The following is a 20,069-nucleotide window of genomic DNA, read 5'->3' as shown; positions in this document are numbered from 1 at the left end:
TAACTAATATGGACACGGTGAAATGCCTTAAATGTGGATCAACCGAGATGATGTTTCCGGTTGAAACCCATACTACTTATGATACTATCGGTGGCTTACAATTAAAACTGAAAGAGCCCAAAGACCCTCAGGTCTGGATGCAGTTGCGCGATCAGCTTCTAATGCCGGTTAAAGCCCGCGTTTGCGGTAGTTGCGGCTTTGTTGAACTCTACGCTGAAAATCCGGCTACCTTGCAGAAATACTGGCAACGCGGATACCGGTAATCGGCATAAAAGTTTACAGGGCCTGAGCCCGGGGCAATATCCGGTTCAGGTACGCATAACAACCGTAACATACAGCCGCGCAGGCAGCCAGCAGACCAACATACAGCCCGTCGTTGCCAACCCAATCACGGGTCATGTTTACATCCATATCCAGAGGTTCATCAAACAACAGCGGCAGCGAGCTGAGGCTGTTGTTCACAAAATGCAGAAACATGCACAACCAGAGTGACCGGGTGCGATAGTACAGCCAGCCGAACGCAAGGCCGAGAAAACAGGCGTTAAGGGCCTGCGCCGGAATCATGTGGATGACCCCGAAAATAACCGCCGACCAGATAATAGATCTCGCCGGACTGTATTGCTTCAGAAAACCATCCTGAATGATGCCCCGGAACAGCACCTCTTCCAGCACCGGTGCGGCAATTACGGCCGTGATAATCATATCCTTGTTAAACAGTTCCCGCAGCAACTCATTCAGTTTGTCGGGCATGGGAATAGCACTCACCAGTGGCTCCGCCAGCAGCCCCAGGGCAATCATGCCCACCGCCGCAACCGGATAGGCAATGGCCGGCACGGTGGCAAACGACAACGTACGGCTCCCCCGCTTCCGGAATGCATACCAGATCGTCAGCCCGAACGCCAATACATAGGCCAGCGTCTGACCAATCATATCCAGCACCGGTATTGCCAGCTTTTCAGCCGCTATTTTCAAGCCGATTGAGGGAATGGAGGCCGGTACCTGCATCAGCATCAGCACGACCATCAGCCACCAGGCCTGTTTAATCGTCGGGTACCAGGCTGTTGTTTCCTGCGCCTCGTGGCTCTCAGGCAATTGATTGGTCATCATGTTTAGCTTTGTTTAGGTTGAATGGCATTATAGGTCATTGGCTTTGATGCGGTTTCTTTTTCCGCTTCCGCCATAAAATCCAGTAAACAACAAATAAGGGAATGCCGCTGGTCAGGCGCGGGCGGGTGAAAGGCTCTCCGTTGTACCAGTCAAAGGTATATTCAACGGCGTAGTTGGCAAGAACAATAAGCAGGCAACCGAGCAAAAACCGGCCGGCCTCGTACCAGAAGGTGGGTTTGATCATGACAGTACGGGATAAAAGAAAACAGGTTGTTAAAATATGCATTTCGCGGCATATATCAACAACCTGATGTACCCAATACCAAAACCATTCGTCAGACTTTTGACCGCTGCCGCCGGTAATATTGTACCAGCACCATCAGGCCTCCGCCAACCGCCGCGCTCCGCATCCCGGCATCTTCGCCGGACTGCCATGCCTGAAAACAAAAGCCAAGTAAGACCACAAACACCAGCGCTGCCACCACAAACACCAGACGGGACTCATAAACTGAGAGGAAACGTTTCAATAGGTTCATAGACAAGTATCGGCCACACCATAACAACACGTGTGCACAATCAAAGATACAGCAAACAAAATAAAGCCTATAGTAAATATAGAATAAAATTTGGTTTACTACTTTTTAGTAGCTTTGGTAGCGTTACCTCAATCGGATATGCTACTGTTTTTTATCGCGCTGTATTTACTTTCCAATATTGCCGTGGGGGCCTGGGCAGCCCGGCGGGTTACCTCAACGCAGGACTTTGTGCTGGCCGGCCGCAGTTTACCACTTGTGCTGGCCGCCTCAGCCACGTTTGCTACCTGGTTCGGCTCCGAAACCATCATGGGTGCTCCGGCCACGTTTGTCGAGGGCGGCGTGCTGGCGATCATCGAAGAACCATTCGGCTCGGCGCTCTGCCTTTTTCTGGTCGGCGCCTTTTATGCCAGACCGCTGTACCGCTTACAGATTACTACCTTCTCCGATTACTTCCGCCTGCGGTTCGGCCGGTCGGCAGAGTTGCTGTCGGCCCTGATCCTGATTCCGTCGTATTTCAGCTGGATTGCGGCTCAGTTTATCGCCATCGGGATTGTACTGGAAGTGGTAACGGGGGTGCCGCGCGAAATCGGTATTGTGGTCAGCGCCATCATCGTCGCCATTTATACGCTGCTGGGCGGCATGTGGTCTATTTCCGTAACCGACTTCTTCCACAATATCATCATCGTCATCGCGCTGATCATTATTGTCGTGATGCTGTGGGAGCCGGTTGGCGGTATCAGTACGGTGGCCGACAAAATGCCTGACGGTTTTTTCCGGTTTCTGCCGCACTGGAACGCCAAAGGCATTATTGAATACATGGCCGCCTGGATGACTATCGGCCTGGGCTCCATCCCACAACAGGATGTTTTCCAGCGTGTTATGTCGGCAAAATCTGAACGTACCACGGTACAGGCATCCTATCTGGCCTCTTTCTTTTACATTACTATTGCGATTTTACCCCTGTTTATCGGCCTGAGTGCGCGGTTGCTGCACCCCGATTTACCGCCTGACAACCAGATGCTGATTCCGAACATGGTGCTCCGCCACGGTAATCTGTTTCTGCAGATCCTGTTTTTCGGCGCCCTGACCTCGGCCATCCTGAGCGTATCGAGCGGCGCCATTCTGGCCCCGTCGACGGTTTTCGGTGAAAATATCGTGAAGTTTTTCCGGCCCGACTTAAGCGACAAAACCCTGCTGCTGACCATCCGCGTAGCCGTGGTGGTCATTACGTTTGCGGTCGTGCTGATGTGTATGACGCGCGATACCAGCATTTTCGAGCTGGTGGGTGAGTCGTCGGCATTCAGTCTGGTGTCTCTGTTTGTACCGCTGACAGCCGGCATTTACTGGCCGCGGGCCAATGCGACCGGCTGTCTAAGCGCAATGATGGCAGGCTTGCTGGTCTGGTTCGGCGCACTGGCGATTGAAACCGAATTTCCGCCGATGCTGTGGGGCCTGGCGACCAGTATTATGGGGATGCTTATCGGCTCTCTGGTAACCGGCAAGCCCCATTCACCCCTGGTTACCGACACAGTTGAGGCTTAAAAAAATGCCTGGTCAATCGTACCGACGTAGCCTAACGGGCTTTGTTTCAGTATAAGATCCTGAATGTATTGCCCGACGTTGGGGTACATATTCAGGCTGTCCAGCTCACGGACGGGTTTCCAGACAACGGCCAGGGCGGTTGTATGCTCCGGATTCAGCACCGGAAAACCGGCAATGATATCGGCCGCAAAGACCACATGCAACACTACTTTATGTGCCTGTGTCGGGTCGCTTTCGGGGCGGATCACCTCACCGGCCAGGATCATCGGGCCGACCTCGACGGTAATGCCGAGTTCTTCTTCCAGCTCCCGTTCGGTGACCTGCGGCAGGGTTTCGCCACGGTCGGGGTTGCCGCCGGGTAAGGCATATACATCGACATCGCCGTAGCGATAATGCATCAGCAGGGCGTGGTTATTCTGTATAATCAGTGCACTCGGGCGTACTTTCATACTATGATTTGTATGATTACAGGATTACTGTGATTGCAGGATTACTGTGATTGCAGGATTACTATGATTGATTAATTGCTGTTCCGGATTTAAAATCCGCCATTAAAGATGGCAACAAAATCCTGTTCATCATTCCATCATACGAATCCTGTCAGAAACGGGCGATTACCTTCTCCGACACCGTCAACCCGATCGACAGCGATGACGTGGCGGCCGGCGACGGCGCGTTGCAGACATTGATGGCCCGATCGGTTTCAAAAATGGCAAAGTCATCGAGCAGACCGCCGGTACGGTCACAGGCCTGCGCCCGTACCCCCGACCCGCCATCCATCAGGTCTTCTTCGCGGATATCCGGAATCAGTTCCTGTAAGGCTTTGGTGAACGCCGATTTTGAAAACGAGCGGTACATTTCGCCCAGACCGGTCTCCCAGTATTTGGCAGCCACTTTCTGAAAACCCGGCCACGAAAGCGTTTCAAACAGCTCTTTGGCGTTGATGTCGGATTTACGGTAGCCTTCCCGCGCAAAGGCCAGCACCGCGTTCGGGCCTGCCTCTACCCCACCGTGTACCATCCGCGTGTAATGCACGCCGAGGAACGGGAAATTAGGGTCGGGGACGGGATAAATCAGGTGTTTAACCAGATACTCCTTCTCTGGTTTCAGCTTATAATATTCGCCGCGAAACGGCACAATTTTCAGATTGATCGGGTCGCGCTGCGTCATCTGCGCAACCTTGTCCGAATACAGACCCGCACAGTTAACCACCAGTTTGGCTTCGTAAGCACCCTTATTGGTTACTACCACGCTGAGGCTGTTGCCGGGCGTCAGTTGCTCGACTTTCTCACCGAGCCGCACCTCGCCGCCCAGTTCGCGGAACTTCTGCGCATATTTCTCACAAACCTGCTTATAGTCAATAATACCGGTCTGTGGTACGCGGATTCCTTCGACACCATTCACATAGGGTTCAATTTCCCGCATCTGCGCCAGACTCAGCTTTTTGAGTCCTTCGAGGCCATTCTGCTGCCCGCGCTCATAGAGCATGTTCAGTTGCGGAATCTGTTCCGGCTTTGTGGCCACCACAATTTTCCCGCAAAGCTCATACGGAATGTTTTCCCGCTCGCAGAACTCAATCAGTGACCAGTAGCCACGGATGCAGTTGGTTGCTTTCAGGCTGCCGGGCTTGTAATACAAACCCGAGTGAATCACACCGCTGTTATGCCCCGTCTGATGCGCGGCCACGTGTGTTTCCTTTTCCAGTACGGTTACCGACAGGTTCGGGCTCTGCTGCTTGATTTGCAGGGCTGTTGCCAGCCCCACAATACCGCCCCCAATGATGATAATGTCTTGCATAAAGTTATCCGGGGAAGGAGATCTTGCCCATCGTGACAGATGGTACGCCCGCCCGCTTTTTATCGTCGCGTTCAAACAAAGTCTGGCCGCCGGCTACCGCCTCATTCGCCAGCACGGCAAACAATACCGCTTCCTTGGCATCGCCCGAGATACCGATGTCGTCGGTCCGGCCAAACGTGCAGTTCGGCAGCAGTTCACGGATCGCACCGGTCAGCACCGGATTGTGCATCCCGCCCCCGCTCATGTACACGTGGTAGGTCTCATCAGGCTTAATGACCCGCAACACCGTCTCCGCAATCGTTTCGGCACTGAACCGTGTCAGGGTCGCCATCAGGTCTTCGGGCGATAGTGAGGTCGTGCTGCTCCGCTGCTGAGCCTGCCGGACGTAGTCGAGGCTGAATAATTCGGGGCCGGTCGTTTTAGGAAACGGCTGGTCGAAAAACGAATTTTTCTTAAGCGCCTTCAGCAACTCGGTATTTACCTTACCACTGGCCGCCATCCGGCCGTCTTCGTCATACGGCTTATCCGAAAACCGCCGTGCAAAGGCATCCAGCAGGGTATTTCCCGGACCGGTATCCGTGGTAAAAACTTCCGTTGCGTCCTGTGTCGCGGGCAGATACGTAAAATTCGCGATCCCGCCCATGTTCAGCAGAATCCGGTTTTCGGCCGGTGCTGAAAACACAAAATAATCACCGTACACAGCCAGCGGAGCTCCTTCGCCCCCCATCGCCGTGTGCTTCTGCCGGAAATCGCTGAGGGTGATGATGCCCGTTGTTACGGCCACATGATCGCCATCGCCAATCTGCAGCGTTGCATTCGGAAACTTATCCTGCTGATGCAGGGCTTTCGGCGCATGAAAAACGGTTTGCCCGTGACTGGCAATCAGGTCAATCTGGTCCGGCGGAATTCCCCAGCGTTCCAGGCTGTTCAGAACCATGTGTCCATGCAGCCGCCCGATCCACGGGTTCAGCAAACAAAGATGCTGGAAATCGATTTCCTTTTTAGCGAAAACCTTACGGATTTCTGCCTTTATGTCGTCGGTATAGGGAATCGTATCAAAATGTGTTACCTCAACCTGCGTTTCAGGGCCACTGCCCTGAATCCGGCACAGGGCAATATCCAGCCCGTCGAGTGATGTACCCGACATCAGGCCGATGATCCGGCGCTCACGGCGGCCGGCTATTTCATATAATCGTTGAACTTGCTTATTCATGCGTCCAGGTGCGTGCAAATGGCAAATTTAGCTAATTTAACCTGGTTAATGACGAAAACATGTTTTGGGGAAACGATCAGTTTGACTTTTTTGAACATATTCTTTTCAAGGCGCTCGGCCAGCCGGTTGATGTCATTGACACCCAGTTCCTCTCGGGCGGAGACATCAGTACGGCAGCCCGTATTTTTTCGTCGGCAGGACTGTTTTTTGTCAAATGGAACCACGCCGAAGAGCCCGACCTGTTCGACTGTGAGGTACAAGGCCTTGAGGTGCTCCGCCAGACCGGCGCGCTTACCATTCCGCAGGTGATCGGCGTGGGCCGGTATATGGATAAATCGTATCTGATTCTGGAATACATTGATTCGGCACTCAACAATCCAACGTTCTGGCCGGAGCTGGGGCGTCAGCTTGCGCTGATTCACCGGCATACGCAGCACGCCTTCGGCTTTTCACAGGATAATTATATCGGCACGCTGATCCAGAACAATAGCCAGATGGACAACGGCATTGATTTTTTCTTTGAACGCCGCTTATTGCCCATGGCTGGTCTGGCTATGTATAACCAGCTGCTGAGCAAGCCGATGTACGACCGTTTTTTCCGGTTAAAAGAACGCCTGCCCGACCTGCTGCCGAATGAACGGCCCGCCCTGCTGCACGGCGATCTGTGGTCGGGCAATGTCATGATTGACGCCGAGGGCCATCCCGCCCTGATCGATCCGGCGGTTTATTATGGCCTGCGGGAAGCCGAAATCGCCTTTACCAAACTGTTCGGCGGTTTCGATGAACGGTTCTATGCCAGTTATCACGAAGCCTTTCCGCTCGCCGGCGACTTTGATGAACGGGTACCAATCTACAACCTGTATCCGCTGCTTGTACACCTGAATCTCTTCGGCACCGGCTACCTCAGCGGCATCGAAAAAGTCCTGAAGCGGTTTACTTGATTTCTGTCGCGGCTTTCCGCTATTTTACCGTTACTAATCCTGAACCTTATGTTTGATTTTACGCATCAGGTTGCGCTCGTCACCGGCTCCGGCTCGGGGATCGGCCGCGCCACCGCACTGGCTTTTGCACAAGCCGGAGCACAAGTCATTGTTTCTGACATCAACGAAGAAAGCGGACAGGAAACCTGCCGTCTTATTGCCGGACAGGGCGGCGAAGCGCATTTTATCGCCTGTGATGTAGGACAGCCCGAACAAATTACGGCGTTGATCGACCAGACGGTCGCGCACTACGGCCGGCTGGATGTAGCCGTAAACAACGCCGGTATTGGTGGCAAGTTTGCCAGAATCACCGAACAATCGGCTACCGACTGGGACCAGATGATTGCCGTTAACCTCAGCAGCGTGTTTTACTGCCTGCAGGCCGAAATCCGGCAGATGCTGACGCAGGGCTCCGGCAAGATCGTCAATGTAGCCTCGATTGCGGGCGTCCGGGGGTTGCCGAAGAGTGCACCCTATACAGCCGCCAAACACGCGGTCATCGGCCTGACCAAAGCCACGGCCGCCGAATACGTACGGCAGAATATCCGCATCAATGCGATTTGTCCGGTATACACCCGGTCGGCCATGGTTGACGGCCTGCTGTCGGTCGCGCCGGGGATGGAAGAAAAACTGTTGCAGGTGATTCCGATAGGGCGGTTCGGACAACCGGAAGAAATTGCCCAGGCCATTCTCTGGCTTTGCTCCGATGCCAATGCGTTCTGCACCGGGCAGGCCATTCAGCTCGATGGCGGCATGACGGCCATGTGATGTAAAGCTGTAGAGACAAGGCCGTTCCTTGTCTCTACAGTCATAAGCTTACCGCAGGTTCGGCACGGGAAGAACGGGCAGACTTTCGTTACCGTCTTCGCTAACCGCCTGAACCGCGAAATAATAGTTGTCTTTCGAATACTGAAGCGTCATACCCAGTTTAGTGGTAAAGAACTTCTTTTGCCAGAACGGCCAGTGCGTTTCCCGCATCAGCACGTAATAGCCCTTTACCTTACCGTTTTTGGGAGCCTGCCAGTATAAGGCTGTCGAATTGGTCAGGTTACGGACATCAACCGTCACATTCTGGGGTACCATCGGTGCTTTAGCCAGGTTCGCCAGCGCGGCGGCGTTGATGCCGGTATTTTTCCGCAGGTAGTCAAAGTCCATGAACTTCGCGTAATCACCAAACTCAGTGCCGTTTTCCGTACGCAGGTCCTGGTGCTGGTGCTCGTAGTTTTCGTTCATTTCGGTAATCCGGACGGCGGCAAAACCCCGCTGCACAAACGGTGTATGATCGCCCCCACGCAGGTAGCGGTCATTCCGGTACACCATCACTACTTCCAGGTTATCCACATACCGCTCCCCGATTTCTTTCAGGTAACGGGCCAGCGTACGTGCCTTGCCGTCGTTTTCGGTGCCATATTGCCGGATATTGGCCGCTTTGTCGGCAGTCTGATACGCCGGTAGCCCCTCACTGAAAACCCGGACGCGGGTGTTGTCGATCACCTTATCTTCGCCCGGCGACACGCTTTTGTTATTGGAGCCGACAATATCGTTGTTCAGCAGCGCTTCGAGGTTCCATTTTTCCTGTACCGCCCGTTCGGCCAGGTGCTCGGCGCCCAGCAGCCCCTGCTCTTCCCCGCTGACGACGGCAAAGACAATGGTAGCCGGAAACTGGTACTTGCTCATGACACGGCACAGTTCAATAACTGCCGCCGTTCCCGAGCCATCGTCATTTGCGCCGGGAGCGTTGCTTTCGCGGTTCATGACGTTGGTGACCCGGCTGTCGATATGGCCCTGCACAATAAACACACGGTCGTCGTTCGGATCGGTCCCTTTGAGCGTGGCAATAACGTTGCCGATTTCATAGTCCTTATCTACGCGGCGGCCATCGGCTTTCAGCGTCCACGCATCAATAGTAGCCGTCATCCGGCCGCCCGACTGCTTTGCGTATTGGTTAAATTTGCCCAGTACCCAGCGGCGCGAGGCCGGAAGACCCCGTTTATCATCCGTTGATGTACTCAACGTATGGCGGGTACCGAAACTTACCAGCCCGTCGATGTGTGCCCGCAGGCTATCGGCCGACAGCTCGCTGACGATCTGACTGATCTGCGGGTCACGGTTGACGATGGTTTGGGCGGAAAGGCAAAAAGGCGTAGCCAGTAAACAGGAAAGTAGTAGTCGTTTCTGCATGAATTTGTTGATTGTGCCAACGAAAATAACAAAATGTCCTTTTTCTCCGCCGATTTTAGATGTACTCCCAAATTAAGTAGATAAACTTACCGTTACCATCTATGGAGGTATCGTCTGTCAGACCGTTTCCTGCCGTACCTTCGTGCCACAACGCCCAGTACTAACTACTCCCCATGAAACAACAAATTCTATATGCCTTCCTGCTTGTAAGCATATTGGGTGCCTGTCAGTCTAAAAAACAGGAGGACACCACGGAGCAGGTAATCAATCAGCCCGTACCTTACGATCTTACCAAGCCCGATCAACGCTATGACCTGCCCCGTGACCTGCGGGAAATTTCCGGCCTCAGCTACTTCAAGCCGGGCATGCTGGCCTGCATTCAGGATGAGCTGGCGGTTGTTTTTCTGTATGACCTGAAAAAGAAAAAAGTAGCGGACGAAGTTGTCTTCGGGTCGAAAGGCGATTACGAAGGCGTTGAATATGTAAACGAGGAGCTGTTTGCCTTACGCAGTGACGGGGAGATTTACCACTTTCCGGCCCAGCCGATGGGCTCAAAATACGTTGCCCACATCAAAGTGGGGCTGCCCGGCAAAAATGATGTTGAAGGGCTGGGCTATGACCCGAAACTAAACGCCCTGTTGCTCGCCGTAAAAGACGGCAAAGGCAGTGATAAACCGATTTATTATTACGACCTGAAGCACGGCACACTTTTTCAGGGGCCGGTTATTAAGCAGGACGAATTAAAGGCGTTTGAAAAAGCGACGAATACAGCGGGGGCCAAAGAACACGCCGACCATGAGGTAAAACCGGCGGGCATTGCCGTTCACCCGAAATCGGGCGATTATTATGTCCTTGCCTCGAACGGGCACCGGCTGCTGGTGCTGAACCGGAAAGGGAAATTTCTGTCGTCGGTACCGCTGAATCCTGAGCTTTTCAAACAGCCGGAAGGGATCTGTTTCGCTCCCGACGGCACTTTATACATCGCCAGCGAAGGCGGTTATTTACTGACGTTTAATATGATACCGTGACATCGGTAACTATCACGGTATCACTAATACGTTACCCTATTCGCAGTCGGCCATTTTTTCCAGCAGCAGCTTGGCGAATTTTTTCCGGTCTTCCGGATCGGAGTACTTGCCTTCCATATCGGCTTTGATCTTTTTTGCCTCGTCGCGGAGCTTGCGTACATCATCGGCCGAGGCCTCTCCCGTGATCAGACCAACGGCGGCTTTCTGGGCTTTGCAGGTCAGATCGGCTACGTGCTGGGCATCCCGCTCAACGCTGTCGCAGGACGAAAACAAGGTAGACAGGGCAATGGCGCCTATCCACAGAGCTGTTTTTTTCATACTTTCCAATGTCTTAACTGTTGACTTTTGTGTTAAAATTTTCCCCGTACGCCAACACCCATCACAGGCGTTGCGTTACCGGGCAATGACTGTACCGATACGCCGAGACGGGCCTCCCGTAAGACCGAATTATACTGCTTCACGGCCTTGTTGACCTGTGAGTTGCCATATATAGACACCCCTAATGAAGCAGCAACCGAACCGATATAAATGGTCCAGTATTCGCGGCTGTTGAAACGGACGCCCGACCGCTGGGTCAGGAAGTAAATAAACGGAGCTATGGCTGTCAGGCGGCTCACCGTAGTGGCAAGCCGGTAGTTCCGGTAATGCCGGGTTACCGCCGGATGGCTTAGTTCGTAGAAAGGAATTTCGAGGGAATTAGGTGATGACAGGCGTTTGCCACCGTAGTAATATACGCTGCCCAGCGCCGATGAGCCGGCGGCCCGCTCAATAGGCTGCAAATGCGCCGGAATGGCCGTAGACCGGTAAAAAACGGTATCGCGCTGTTGTGCTGTCGCCAGAAAAGGCACCAGCAAACACCACAGAAGTATAATTTTTCTCATGAAAAGGTCAGGGTACTATATGCGGAGCTGTGTTAAGCCAACGAAAAAACAGGGCATTCTGACATATAATGGCCCGTTTCTTTTTTTTATATCCCTTAATCAGGCAATACGCTGGCCGTTATCAACCGGGCGTTCGGTCTGGAGCAGCGTTACGGTACCGTCCGGGGCCACGGCCCCCAGCACAAGGCATTCACTGTAAAAATTGGCAATCTGCTTAGGCGGGAAATTCACAACAGCCACAATCTGTTTACCAATCAGGGTATCGGGCTGGTAAAGTGTCGTAATCTGGGCCGATGAACGGCGGATACCCTTAGGCCCGAAATCAATCGTCAGCTGGTAGGCCGGTTTACGGGCTTTGGGGAAAGGCTCTACACCAATGATGGTTCCGGTCAGGATTTCGACCTTTTCAAAATCACTCCACGAAATGGTTTCGGCAGGCATACGGCAGGTATTAAATGAATAATGGACAATGTACAATGAATAATGCGGCTCCGCAAGCCCTGTTACTCCTTGTACATTGTCCATTTTACATATCCGGCCTGCTTACTTGAAGTAAACGCCTGCCGGTGAAATCTCAGCTTTTACTGAATCAATGAGTGCACCGGTTGCCTGGTAACGCAGCACATAACCCGCCTGCCCGAATGATGGCACGGCTGTTCCGTACAGATTACCCGTCTGCGGATCTACGTTCAGGTTCGAGAAATAGCGATTCACAATAGGTTTCGTGGTCGAAATTGCGGCATCGCTGATGCCGAAGCTGTACACTTCACCCTTCGAGTTGTAGTTGGCGTCGTAATATGAACGCACGAAATAGATCGTCCGCTTGTCGGGGCTGATACCAACGGCCGACGGCGTTTTGGTGGCATCTGAACCTGCCGGAATCCGTGCTTCGATGGTTTTGGTCTGCGTGTTCATCCGGATCATTTCTGAGCCTGATGAGATCCAGAGGCGGCTGTTGGCATCGACGGCAAACGGACGGGGGTTCGTACCCACGGTCAGCTTCTGCGTTACCTCGTCTTTTGTTACATCAATAACGGCCATCAGCTTATCGCCGTTGTACCGGCTGCCGAGGAACACTTCGTTACCCACCAGAACCATCCACTCGTTGGCGCGGATGCCCGGAATCTTCTTCGTTACTTTGTTTGAGCCCAGATCGACCACCGCAATGTAGCCAGGCTCCTTGTAGAATGTACCCGCGCTGAAGTCGCCCGAAACGTCCCAGCAGCTGACATATGCCTTATTGGCGGCTACACGGATCACCTGCCGCGGGTTTTCGATGTCCGGTGTTTTCAGCGTCGCGATCGACTTAAAGGTGCTGGCATCCACAATCTCCACCTGATCCAGACCGGCGGTGCTGTTATCGACCAGAATCAGCCCCTTACCATCGACTTCGGTATAGCCGCTGACGCCCCCTTTCAGTGAACGCGTATTTACCTGATTAAAGATATCGTATTTCGCAGCCGTTGAGGTACGGGCCAGATACGAGATGGTCCCGTTGTTTTGTGAGAAATTCCCCTCGTTCAGGATCAGGATACCCGACTCATACGGTGTAGGCTCCGGATCTTTGGTCTGACACGACGCCAACAAGCCAGCTAATCCGGCCAGTAACAGGAATTTAGAGTTTTGCATTTTTATTGGTATTAACAGTTAAAAACAAACTTAAGGCATAATTGCGTCCCGGCATGGCGTTACGCCGGACATTGAGATACAGGACATCAAACACGTTGTTGATCTGGCCCTGCACCTGCCCCAGAACCGCTCCCCACTGCCAGTGCGTGTTCAGCAACACATTGGTCAGCGTGTAGGCCGGTAATGCCTGGATATTATCAAAGGTGATGTACTGCTTTGTGTTCAGAAGCGTCTGGATCGTCAGCCGCGTCGGGCCGCGTTTCACAAACGCGCTCAGGTTACCGGTATGTAAGGGCACGTAAACCAACTGTTTGCCGATCACATCCTGCGCATAGACATCATAGACGCGTTCCTGCGTCGAGCGGGTGTAGGCGTAGCCCGCGCGCATCCCCGCCTGCCAGCGTCCCTGTGTGTAGGTGGCTGAGCCGTTCCATTCGACACCCCGCGCCAGTACTTCCTGTAAGTTTTCGACGCGGTAGTTGCGGGTCGGGTTCCAATAGGTCCAGTCTTTAACGCGGTTGCGGTACGTAGTCAGTTCGGCCGTCAGCTGCCAGGCTTTTGCGGTGGTGGTACGCGCAGCCAGGCCAGCCTCGGCATTTATGCCCTGCTCCGGCTTCAGGGCCGGATTGCCCAGATTCAGCCAGTAGCGTTCATTCAGTGTCGGCACCCGGTAACTCCGCCCGACGGAGCCTTTGGCCGTCAGTTGCCAGGCGGCCTGCCGGATCAGCTGGTACTCCCCGCCAATTGATGGCGTAAACGGAGCCCGGTATCCCGTCGCAAAGCCCTGCCGCAGATTGGCCGACACCAGCCACCGCCGGCCCTGATAGCGGGTCAGGGCATACAGATCGGCGCGGTTTTCCTGAACCACCTGTCCGCCATAGCCATCGACCTGCGTCCGGTAATGCGAGGCTTCGGCCCCTACACGCAGACTCAGGCCGGGCAACAACAAGCGCTCATGCTCGACGCGGGTCATCAGCCGGTCCATCAGCGAATGGCTGGGGCGGCTAAAATCACCTTTGGCATAATCGAGCACATCGCGGAACCAGCCCGCCCGCACGGTGGTATGGCTGGCCTCATAAGTGCCCATTAGCCGGTAATTCTGTGTGCGCGTCCGCTCACGGCCGATCGTGTCGGCGGGTGCCTGTACCAGATCGTTATCGGTCAGCCACGCATTCACCGAAACCTGCCGCCCCTGCCGGTTGCGGAAATACAGGTCCTGCAAAAGCCCCCGCTGCCGGGTTTCGGTCGGTTCAAGGTAATAGTATTTACGTTCGGGATAAGGATAGCGGTTATTCAGCTGGCTGCCGTAGACAACGGTCTTGCCGGCAACCTGCCATTGACTGCCCAACCGGCCGGTATACCGTGCTCCCCCCTGCGACTGATGGTTCCGGAAACTCCCCTGCTGATGTCCGGCGAATACCGACAGTCCGCTTTTGGTAAAGTCAGGCATTGTTTTCAGGAGAATACTGCCCCCAACGGCATCGGAACCGACCACGCTGGCGGCAGAACCATACTGCACCGAAAGCTGGTCGAAGCCGGCCACTGGAATGGTCGAAAAGTCGGTCAGGCCGGCCATGGGCTGGTTAATATTGACGCCGTTCCAGAGCACGGCGGTATGGCTGGCCGACGTACCGCGAAACGAAACGGTAGCCAATTGGCCGGGACCATAGTTTTTGAAGAGCAAAGGGGTGTTAAGCGCCAGCAGATCGGTCAGCGACTGGTAGCGGAACTGAGCGAGTGTCGTTGAATCGAGAGGCTGCACTTTCTGGCCCGCCAGAAACCGCTCGGCGGCATATCCCCGCACAGTTACCACCGACAGGGAAACAGGTTCCTGTCCGCCCTGAGCCAGCGCGCTATACGAAATACCTACCCAGCCAAGGCAAAGCCCGGCCACCATCCGACGCAAAAATGTGTTCAACCGACTACCTGAAAAGTTGTTGGGGTTGTGGATTTCCTCCGAATCCGTTACCGCTGATGGATCGTCGGCAGGTCTCCTGGCTTGTTTCATTGATTCAGGCCTTCCCGCAGACGCTTGGGTTGCAGTGGCCATGCAGGCGAATCAATTGTATGCTGAAACGAACAGTTGCGGGGACAGCTCCGGTCTGGCCACAAGGGCCTCCGGTATTCCCTTTTAAGCCTTGAAAGCCGCCACGAAGCGGCATCAGGCACCGAAAATCGGTTACAAAGGTAGAGGATTGTCGTTAGAATTTACCTTTTAGGGAAATAGAATTTAAAATACTAGTTTGGTAGCCTAATGATTCACTGAGCTTACAAAAAGCTTTTTATACCCCATTATTCTTCATGACTTCATCACTCTGGTCGCTTGCAAACCGGAAAGCACTGGTAACGGGCGGCACCAAAGGCATCGGCGAGGCTATCGTCCAACAACTGTTGGCGGCAGGGGCTTCGGTTTTTATCGTTGCCCGCGACAATGACCGGCTACAACAGCAACTCGCCGGGTACCGGCAGCAGGGCTATACGGTATCGGGACTGGCGGCTGATCTGAGCGTTCCCGGCGCTACCGGTCAAATCATCGATGCCGTAACCGGCGAATGGGGTGCACTCGACATTCTGGTCAATAACACCGGTACCAACATCCGCAAACCGACCGCAGACTACAGCCCGACGGAATACGACCATATCATGACCACCAATCTCCGCTCAGCCTTTGAACTGACGCAGGCGGCTTATCCGTTACTGAAAGCCTCTGAACAGGGAAATGTGGTGTTTGTGTCGTCGGTGTCGGGGATTACCCATACGAGCAGCGGCTCGATCTATGCCATGAGCAAGGCTGCTCTTAATCAGCTGACACGCAACCTGTGTGTGGAATGGGCAACCGACGGCATCCGTGTCAACGCCGTAGCGCCGTGGTATATCAACACCCCGCTTGCCGCTCCGGTACTGACCAATCCCGATAAGCTCAATGGTATCCTCAGCCGCACGCCCATGAAACGAATCGGCGAACCGGTGGAAGTGGCTTCGGTTGTTACGTTTTTGTGTATGCCTGCGGCCGGCTATGTCTCCGGTCAGACTATCTCCGTGGATGGCGGCCTGCTGGCGTGGGGGTATTAGTGCGTAGGGCGTAGGGCATAGAGAGGATGCATGGTTGTGTCAACACTACGCCCCTAGCTCTATCCGCTACGCTCTATGCCCTCGGCTCTATTCTCTCTGCTCTATGCCCTCCGCTAATTACCGGCCAAAGCGGAACATACCACCGTAGTTGCAGTCACCGTTCTGGAACAGATTGCGGATAATGTTAGCGGCGGTAATGCTGAACGTGATGCCGTTGCCGCCGAAGCCAAGAGCAAAATAGCTGTGCGGATAGCGCTCATGCTCACCGATGTACGGCAGGCCGTCCTGCGTCTCGGCAAAGGTCCCCGCCCAGGTCAGGTGCGGTTTTGCATCAACATCCGGAAATAATTCATTGATCTTTTTCAGCAGCCTCTCCTGCTTCTGCGGAATCATAGCGTCCCGTTCGGCTGCGTCTACTACCCACTCGTCTTCCCCTCCCAGCATCAGGCGGTTGTCGCGGGCGGTCCGGGCGTAGAAATACGGCTCGTCGGTATCCCAGATCAGGGACTGGCGCAGGGCCTCCGGCATAGTGGCCAGCGGTTCTGTTACCAGCGCATATGTACTTTTCAGTTTAAGGGCATCGGCATAGGCCGCCTGATCGCGCTGCATCATCTGCTGCGTTTCATAGCCGGTGGCATACACAATCTTACGGGCAAAAATTTCGGTATCGTGGTTGGTCCGGATGCGGGCCCGTTTGAAACCATAATCAATTTCTTCAGCCGTTGTTTCTTCGAATACCCGCAGGCCCCGGTCGATCAGGTAGCGGTACAGGGCCTGTGTCAGATCCATCGCATCCAGCTCAGCGGCCTCCTGCGACAAAATACCACCCGGAGCGTCAAAGCCGAACCGCGCTTTGATGGCCTGCCGGTCGAGCCATGATACCTGAAATCCGTACCGGGCACGGGCTTCAAACTCCTGCCGCAACATATCCAGATCGTCGGTTTTGGCGGCGTAGTACAGGCTATGTTTCTGATTGAATCCACAGCGCGTATCCAGCCGGCCGACAATATCACGCAGTTTATAAATGGCCCACAGACAAAGCTTGTAGGCCAGTACCGCATCCTGTTCGCCGACCTGCCGGATCAGCTGATGAAGCGGTACATCTATTTCGTATTGAATCAGGGCCGTACTGGCAGCCGTACTGCCCCGTCCCAGGGTTCGTTTATCGATCAGAACGGTATCAATACCGGCGCGGTGCAGTTCATAGGCAACAAGGGCACCGGTAATACCCCCGCCCATAATCAGCACATCACAACTGGTGTGCGGCTGTAGGAGCGGCGTAGTCTGGGCGGCTTTCGAAACCGGTTGGTTTTCCAGCCAGTATGTCTGAGCGGATCGTACATTCATGAGTTCTATAACGTTGAGAATGGCTACGTGCTAACTCGCGCGATAGTGGAGAATGCTTTCCCTACCGGCTTAGTAGTGATTTGTAGTTATGCTATTAACTCCGCCACCCGACGAAAGTTTGCGGCCGTTCAGAAAGATTCGGCCCGATCCTGCTTTTATGCGCTTTACGAGGCGGTTTTCAGGGTATTCAGCCTTAAACAATTACCCCCTTTCCGGGATTATAGTAGTATCCGAACGCATCAATACGTATACAACTGCTCAACGATCATGACTACTTTATCCAATTCAAACCAAATTACCTGGAAAGCACACCCGAAAAGCATTGCGTTCATCGGTGACTATCTGCCCCGCCAGTGCGGTATCGCCACCTTTACGGCTGATCTTTATCAGTCGTATCAGCAGTTTATTCCCGATGCAAAACCGATTGTAGTATCCGTTAATGACTCACCGGAGGGGTATAATTATCCGACCGAAGTGCGGTATGAATTTTACCAGCATGATCAGGAGTCGTACCGGAAAGCCGCTGAATTTCTGAATTCTAAAAACACCGAAGTGGTCTGCCTGCAGCATGAATACGGCATTTACGGCGGACCGGCCGGTAACTATATACTTACGTTGCTGCGGGCGCTTACCATGCCTGTTGTTACGACGTTTCATACGATCCTGAAAAACCCGGATGAAGACCAGCTGCTCGTCCTGAAAAGCATTGCCGACATCTCGGCGCGGGTCGTCTGCATGTCGGAGAAAGGGCGGGATTTCCTGATCAATATTTACGATGTACCGGCGGAGAAAATCGACCTGATTCCGCACGGTATTCCGGATATGCCCTTTGTGGATCCAAACTTCTATAAAGACCATTTCGGACTCGAAGGGCGCCAGACCATCCTGACATTCGGGCTGCTGTCGCCTAACAAAGGCATTGAAAACGTGATTAATGCCTTGCCGAAGATCGTTGAACGGTATCCGAATGTAGTGTATATGGTGCTTGGAGCCACTCACCCGCACCTGATCCGGCACGAGGGCGAAGCCTACCGCGAGAAGCTGATTGCCCTGGCCGAATCGCTGGGTGTCAGTCAGAACGTTCAGTTTTACAACCGCTTTGTGGAGCTCGACGATCTGCTCGAATACCTGGGTGCGGCCGATATCTACATTACGCCGTACCTCAATCCGGCGCAGATTACGTCAGGCACGCTGTCGTATGCATTCGGCTGCGGCAAGGCGGTGATCTCAACGCCGTACTGGCACGCGGAAGAACTGCTCGACGGGGACCGCGGCATCCTGGTACCGTTCGGCGATGCGGATGCCATTGCGGACAATATCCTGACACTGCTGACCGACGAGCCGCTGCGCCATGCGATGCGGAAACGCGCGTACATGATGGGCCGTGAAATGATCTGGGCCAAAACAATTGAGCGCTATGCCGATGCGTTTGCCCAGGCCCGCGTTGGCCGTATGGACAGCGAACAGCCGTATGCCCTGCGTGGCGAAGGTCATTATCAGTTGCCAACGCTCCGGCTCGATCACCTATATCGCCTGACCGATTCGACCGGTATTGTTCAGCACGCGCGGTATCACCTGCCCTATTACGAAGAAGGCTACTGTACCGATGATAACGCCCGCGCCTTTATCCTGACGCTGATGCTGACCGAAAATGGTATTACCGACCGGAAACTGCTGGGCGTCATGGACAACTATGCGGCATTTCTGAATCATGCCTACTCTCCCGCGCATCAGCAGTTCCGCAATTTTATGAGCTATGACCGGCGCTGGCTGGAAGATGTCGGATCAGACGACAGCACCGGCCGGACAATCTGGGCACTTGGTACCTGTCTGGGCCGTTCGACCAATAAAAACCTGACGACCTGGGCCATGAGCCTGCTCGAAAATGTACTGCCGAGCATACCGCACATGACGTCGCCGAGAGCGTGGGCCTTTGCCTTGCTGGGCATCCACGAATACCAGAAACGCTTCAGCAACGACCGGCTGGCCAAAACGTTCCAGCAGGAGTTGCAGGATAAACTGATGACCATCTTCACCAATGCTGCTACCGAAGACTGGCCATGGTTTGAACATGTGCTCTCTTATGACAACGCCAAACTGGCCCACGCCCTGATTTTGTCGGATCATCCCGAACAGGTCGAAACGGGCCTGAAAGCCCTACGCTGGCTGACCGAACAGCAAATGGCGGAACGCGGTCACTTCCAGCCGATCGGCTCCAACGGTTTTTATGTAAAGAACCAGCCGCGCGCGTATTTCGACCAGCAGCCGCTCGAAGCCCAAAGCATGGTATCCGCCTGTCTGGCAGCTTACCGCGCCACCAGCGATACATTCTGGTACAAGAAAGCGATCCGTATCTTTAAATGGTTTACGGGTCTGAACGACCTGGGTCTGCCGTTGTACGATCCGCATACCGGTGGCTGTTTCGATGGCCTGCATACCGACCGTGTCAACCAGAATCAGGGGGCTGAATCGACCTTATCGTACCTGCTGGCGCTCGCCGAGTTGCAGGGCGCTCAGGGACATATCGCCGGCCCTACCGATATGGTCCGCAGCCGGACCGGCACCGAACATAACGGATTGGCCAAACTGTTGCAGGCCGCCGGTCAGGCACCACAGGCTATCCGGATTCCGGAAGTATAGCCGGTCTGTACGTTATATTTTCCATAATTTTGTTTAGTTAAGTAGGCACAGTACTATTTTTAACAACAATCCGGTTACACTACCGTTTGAAACAAAACCAGTCAGCGGGCAGGTGC

At 54.0% G+C, this 20,069-nt stretch carries 20 protein-coding genes and 1 riboswitch; of the genes, 7 read left to right on the top strand and 13 right to left on the bottom strand.

The genetic code is table 11. The features are described from left to right. Positions 1 to 8: 8 nt before the first annotated feature. A complete protein-coding gene (locus AC23NW_RS06260) occupies positions 9 to 263 on the top strand; it encodes a hypothetical protein (protein WP_487448399.1) in 255 nt (84 codons plus the stop codon). Between the two features lie 13 nt (positions 264 to 276). Here the strand turns inward: AC23NW_RS06260 and AC23NW_RS06255 are convergent, their stop codons facing one another. The 3 genes from AC23NW_RS06255 to AC23NW_RS06245 all read right to left on the bottom strand — a co-directional run bounded on the left by AC23NW_RS06255 (position 277) and on the right by AC23NW_RS06245 (position 1,643). Continuing rightward, positions 277 to 1,107: a CPBP family intramembrane glutamic endopeptidase gene (locus tag AC23NW_RS06255; RefSeq protein ID WP_487448397.1), complete on the bottom strand. Its 831-nt coding sequence runs from the start codon at positions 1,105 to 1,107 to the stop codon at positions 277 to 279. Between the two features lie 34 nt (positions 1,108 to 1,141). Further along, positions 1,142 to 1,351, bottom strand: a complete 210-nt coding sequence (locus tag AC23NW_RS06250; protein WP_293835930.1) for a hypothetical protein — start codon at positions 1,349 to 1,351, stop codon at positions 1,142 to 1,144. A 91-nt stretch (positions 1,352 to 1,442) separates the two neighbouring features. Then, positions 1,443 to 1,643 carry a hypothetical protein gene (locus AC23NW_RS06245; protein ID WP_293835932.1) on the bottom strand — a complete coding sequence of 67 codons (201 nt, stop codon included), beginning with the start codon at positions 1,641 to 1,643 and terminating at the stop codon, positions 1,443 to 1,445. A 138-nt stretch (positions 1,644 to 1,781) separates the two neighbouring features. Between AC23NW_RS06245 and AC23NW_RS06240 the strand changes: the two genes are divergently transcribed. Further along, positions 1,782 to 3,185: a high affinity choline transporter 1 gene (locus AC23NW_RS06240; RefSeq protein WP_487448394.1), complete on the top strand. Its 1,404-nt coding sequence runs from the start codon at positions 1,782 to 1,784 to the stop codon at positions 3,183 to 3,185. Here the strand turns inward: AC23NW_RS06240 and AC23NW_RS06235 are convergent. The 3 genes from AC23NW_RS06235 to AC23NW_RS06225 form a co-directional block, all read right to left on the bottom strand. After that, the gene (locus AC23NW_RS06235; protein ID WP_487448392.1) at positions 3,182 to 3,634 is read right to left on the bottom strand and encodes an NUDIX domain-containing protein; all 453 of its coding nucleotides are present in this window, start codon (positions 3,632 to 3,634) and stop codon (positions 3,182 to 3,184) included. The genes AC23NW_RS06240 and AC23NW_RS06235 overlap by 4 nt on opposite strands. A gap of 151 nt (positions 3,635 to 3,785) precedes the next feature. Beyond that, the gene (lhgO, locus tag AC23NW_RS06230; RefSeq protein WP_487448390.1) at positions 3,786 to 4,982 is read right to left on the bottom strand and encodes an L-2-hydroxyglutarate oxidase; all 1,197 of its coding nucleotides are present in this window, start codon (positions 4,980 to 4,982) and stop codon (positions 3,786 to 3,788) included. 4 nt (positions 4,983 to 4,986) lie between these two features. Beyond that, positions 4,987 to 6,195, bottom strand: a complete 1,209-nt coding sequence (locus AC23NW_RS06225; protein WP_487448388.1) for an anhydro-N-acetylmuramic acid kinase — start codon at positions 6,193 to 6,195, stop codon at positions 4,987 to 4,989. 59 nt (positions 6,196 to 6,254) lie between these two features. Between AC23NW_RS06225 and AC23NW_RS06220 the strand changes: the two genes are divergently transcribed. Both AC23NW_RS06220 and AC23NW_RS06215 read left to right on the top strand, forming a co-directional pair. Then, on the top strand, positions 6,255 to 7,136 hold the full coding sequence (locus AC23NW_RS06220) for a fructosamine kinase family protein (RefSeq protein WP_487448387.1): 882 nt from the start codon (positions 6,255 to 6,257) through the stop codon (positions 7,134 to 7,136). 48 nt (positions 7,137 to 7,184) lie between these two features. Continuing rightward, the gene (locus tag AC23NW_RS06215) at positions 7,185 to 7,943 is read left to right on the top strand and encodes an SDR family NAD(P)-dependent oxidoreductase (RefSeq protein WP_487448386.1); all 759 of its coding nucleotides are present in this window, start codon (positions 7,185 to 7,187) and stop codon (positions 7,941 to 7,943) included. Positions 7,944 to 7,991: 48 nt separating this feature from the next. Here AC23NW_RS06215 and AC23NW_RS06210 read toward each other — a convergent pair whose 3' ends face one another. Then, positions 7,992 to 9,356 carry a M28 family metallopeptidase gene (locus tag AC23NW_RS06210; RefSeq protein WP_293835950.1) on the bottom strand — a complete coding sequence of 455 codons (1,365 nt, stop codon included), beginning with the start codon at positions 9,354 to 9,356 and terminating at the stop codon, positions 7,992 to 7,994. 173 nt (positions 9,357 to 9,529) lie between these two features. Between AC23NW_RS06210 and AC23NW_RS06205 the strand changes: the two genes are divergently transcribed. Next, entirely contained in the window at positions 9,530 to 10,384 is an 855-nt protein-coding gene (locus AC23NW_RS06205; protein ID WP_487448384.1) for an SdiA-regulated domain-containing protein, read from the top strand. Between the two features lie 36 nt (positions 10,385 to 10,420). On the opposite strand, the gene AC23NW_RS06200 is transcribed toward AC23NW_RS06205, so the two are convergent. The 5 genes from AC23NW_RS06200 to AC23NW_RS06180 form a co-directional block, all read right to left on the bottom strand. Then, positions 10,421 to 10,702: a hypothetical protein gene (locus AC23NW_RS06200; protein WP_487448382.1), complete on the bottom strand. Its 282-nt coding sequence runs from the start codon at positions 10,700 to 10,702 to the stop codon at positions 10,421 to 10,423. A gap of 32 nt (positions 10,703 to 10,734) precedes the next feature. After that, a complete protein-coding gene (locus AC23NW_RS06195; protein ID WP_487448380.1) occupies positions 10,735 to 11,265 on the bottom strand; it encodes a hypothetical protein in 531 nt (176 codons plus the stop codon). Positions 11,266 to 11,364: 99 nt separating this feature from the next. After that, complete coding sequence (locus AC23NW_RS06190) at positions 11,365 to 11,706, bottom strand: tRNA-binding protein (RefSeq protein WP_487448379.1); 342 nt, start codon at positions 11,704 to 11,706, stop codon at positions 11,365 to 11,367. Between the two features lie 102 nt (positions 11,707 to 11,808). Further along, positions 11,809 to 12,894, bottom strand: a complete 1,086-nt coding sequence (locus AC23NW_RS06185) for a DUF5074 domain-containing protein (RefSeq protein WP_293835963.1) — start codon at positions 12,892 to 12,894, stop codon at positions 11,809 to 11,811. Next, positions 12,881 to 14,902 carry a TonB-dependent receptor plug domain-containing protein gene (locus AC23NW_RS06180; protein WP_487448377.1) on the bottom strand — a complete coding sequence of 674 codons (2,022 nt, stop codon included), beginning with the start codon at positions 14,900 to 14,902 and terminating at the stop codon, positions 12,881 to 12,883. Before AC23NW_RS06180 ends, AC23NW_RS06185 begins: the two co-directional genes overlap by 14 nt. Then, positions 14,862 to 15,082: riboswitch (cobalamin riboswitch) on the bottom strand. (Overlaps the previous gene by 41 nt.) Before the next feature lie 113 nt (positions 15,083 to 15,195). Between AC23NW_RS06180 and AC23NW_RS06175 the strand changes: the two genes are divergently transcribed. Beyond that, on the top strand, positions 15,196 to 15,966 hold the full coding sequence (locus tag AC23NW_RS06175; protein WP_487448375.1) for an SDR family oxidoreductase: 771 nt from the start codon (positions 15,196 to 15,198) through the stop codon (positions 15,964 to 15,966). A 117-nt stretch (positions 15,967 to 16,083) separates the two neighbouring features. Here AC23NW_RS06175 and AC23NW_RS06170 read toward each other — a convergent pair whose 3' ends face one another. Continuing rightward, positions 16,084 to 17,313, bottom strand: a complete 1,230-nt coding sequence (locus tag AC23NW_RS06170; protein WP_487448374.1) for an NAD(P)/FAD-dependent oxidoreductase — start codon at positions 17,311 to 17,313, stop codon at positions 16,084 to 16,086. 267 nt (positions 17,314 to 17,580) lie between these two features. Between AC23NW_RS06170 and AC23NW_RS06165 the strand changes: the two genes are divergently transcribed. Beyond that, positions 17,581 to 19,953 (top strand): glycosyltransferase family 4 protein, encoded by a 2,373-nt coding sequence (locus AC23NW_RS06165; RefSeq protein ID WP_487448372.1) that lies wholly within the window; start codon positions 17,581 to 17,583, stop codon positions 19,951 to 19,953. The last annotated feature ends 116 nt before the right edge of the window (positions 19,954 to 20,069 follow it).

Source organism: Arsenicibacter sp. R0_47 (genome assembly GCF_057652235.1).
The sequence above is the reverse complement of the archived record's forward strand: the minus strand, read 5'-3'. Positions and strand labels throughout refer to the sequence as shown.

Bases quoted from the DNA above. Each gene is read 5' to 3' on its own strand.
- AC23NW_RS06260 (WP_487448399.1), top strand. From the start codon at position 9: ATGGACACGGTGAAATGCCTTAAATGTGGATCAACCGAGATGATGTTT.
- AC23NW_RS06255 (WP_487448397.1), bottom strand. From the start codon at position 1,107: ATGATGACCAATCAATTGCCTGAGAGCCACGAGGCGCAGGAAACAACA.
- AC23NW_RS06250 (WP_293835930.1), bottom strand. From the start codon at position 1,351: ATGATCAAACCCACCTTCTGGTACGAGGCCGGCCGGTTTTTGCTCGGT.
- AC23NW_RS06245 (WP_293835932.1), bottom strand. From the start codon at position 1,643: ATGAACCTATTGAAACGTTTCCTCTCAGTTTATGAGTCCCGTCTGGTG.
- AC23NW_RS06240 (WP_487448394.1), top strand. From the start codon at position 1,782: ATGCTACTGTTTTTTATCGCGCTGTATTTACTTTCCAATATTGCCGTG.
- AC23NW_RS06235 (WP_487448392.1), bottom strand. From the start codon at position 3,634: ATGAAAGTACGCCCGAGTGCACTGATTATACAGAATAACCACGCCCTG.
- lhgO (WP_487448390.1), bottom strand. From the start codon at position 4,982: ATGCAAGACATTATCATCATTGGGGGCGGTATTGTGGGGCTGGCAACA.
- AC23NW_RS06225 (WP_487448388.1), bottom strand. From the start codon at position 6,195: ATGAATAAGCAAGTTCAACGATTATATGAAATAGCCGGCCGCCGTGAG.
- AC23NW_RS06220 (WP_487448387.1), top strand. From the start codon at position 6,255: ATGTTTTGGGGAAACGATCAGTTTGACTTTTTTGAACATATTCTTTTC.
- AC23NW_RS06215 (WP_487448386.1), top strand. From the start codon at position 7,185: ATGTTTGATTTTACGCATCAGGTTGCGCTCGTCACCGGCTCCGGCTCG.
- AC23NW_RS06210 (WP_293835950.1), bottom strand. From the start codon at position 9,356: ATGCAGAAACGACTACTACTTTCCTGTTTACTGGCTACGCCTTTTTGC.
- AC23NW_RS06205 (WP_487448384.1), top strand. From the start codon at position 9,530: ATGAAACAACAAATTCTATATGCCTTCCTGCTTGTAAGCATATTGGGT.
- AC23NW_RS06200 (WP_487448382.1), bottom strand. From the start codon at position 10,702: ATGAAAAAAACAGCTCTGTGGATAGGCGCCATTGCCCTGTCTACCTTG.
- AC23NW_RS06195 (WP_487448380.1), bottom strand. From the start codon at position 11,265: ATGAGAAAAATTATACTTCTGTGGTGTTTGCTGGTGCCTTTTCTGGCG.
- AC23NW_RS06190 (WP_487448379.1), bottom strand. From the start codon at position 11,706: ATGCCTGCCGAAACCATTTCGTGGAGTGATTTTGAAAAGGTCGAAATC.
- AC23NW_RS06185 (WP_293835963.1), bottom strand. From the start codon at position 12,894: ATGCAAAACTCTAAATTCCTGTTACTGGCCGGATTAGCTGGCTTGTTG.
- AC23NW_RS06180 (WP_487448377.1), bottom strand. From the start codon at position 14,902: ATGAAACAAGCCAGGAGACCTGCCGACGATCCATCAGCGGTAACGGAT.
- AC23NW_RS06175 (WP_487448375.1), top strand. From the start codon at position 15,196: ATGACTTCATCACTCTGGTCGCTTGCAAACCGGAAAGCACTGGTAACG.
- AC23NW_RS06170 (WP_487448374.1), bottom strand. From the start codon at position 17,313: ATGAATGTACGATCCGCTCAGACATACTGGCTGGAAAACCAACCGGTT.
- AC23NW_RS06165 (WP_487448372.1), top strand. From the start codon at position 17,581: ATGACTACTTTATCCAATTCAAACCAAATTACCTGGAAAGCACACCCG.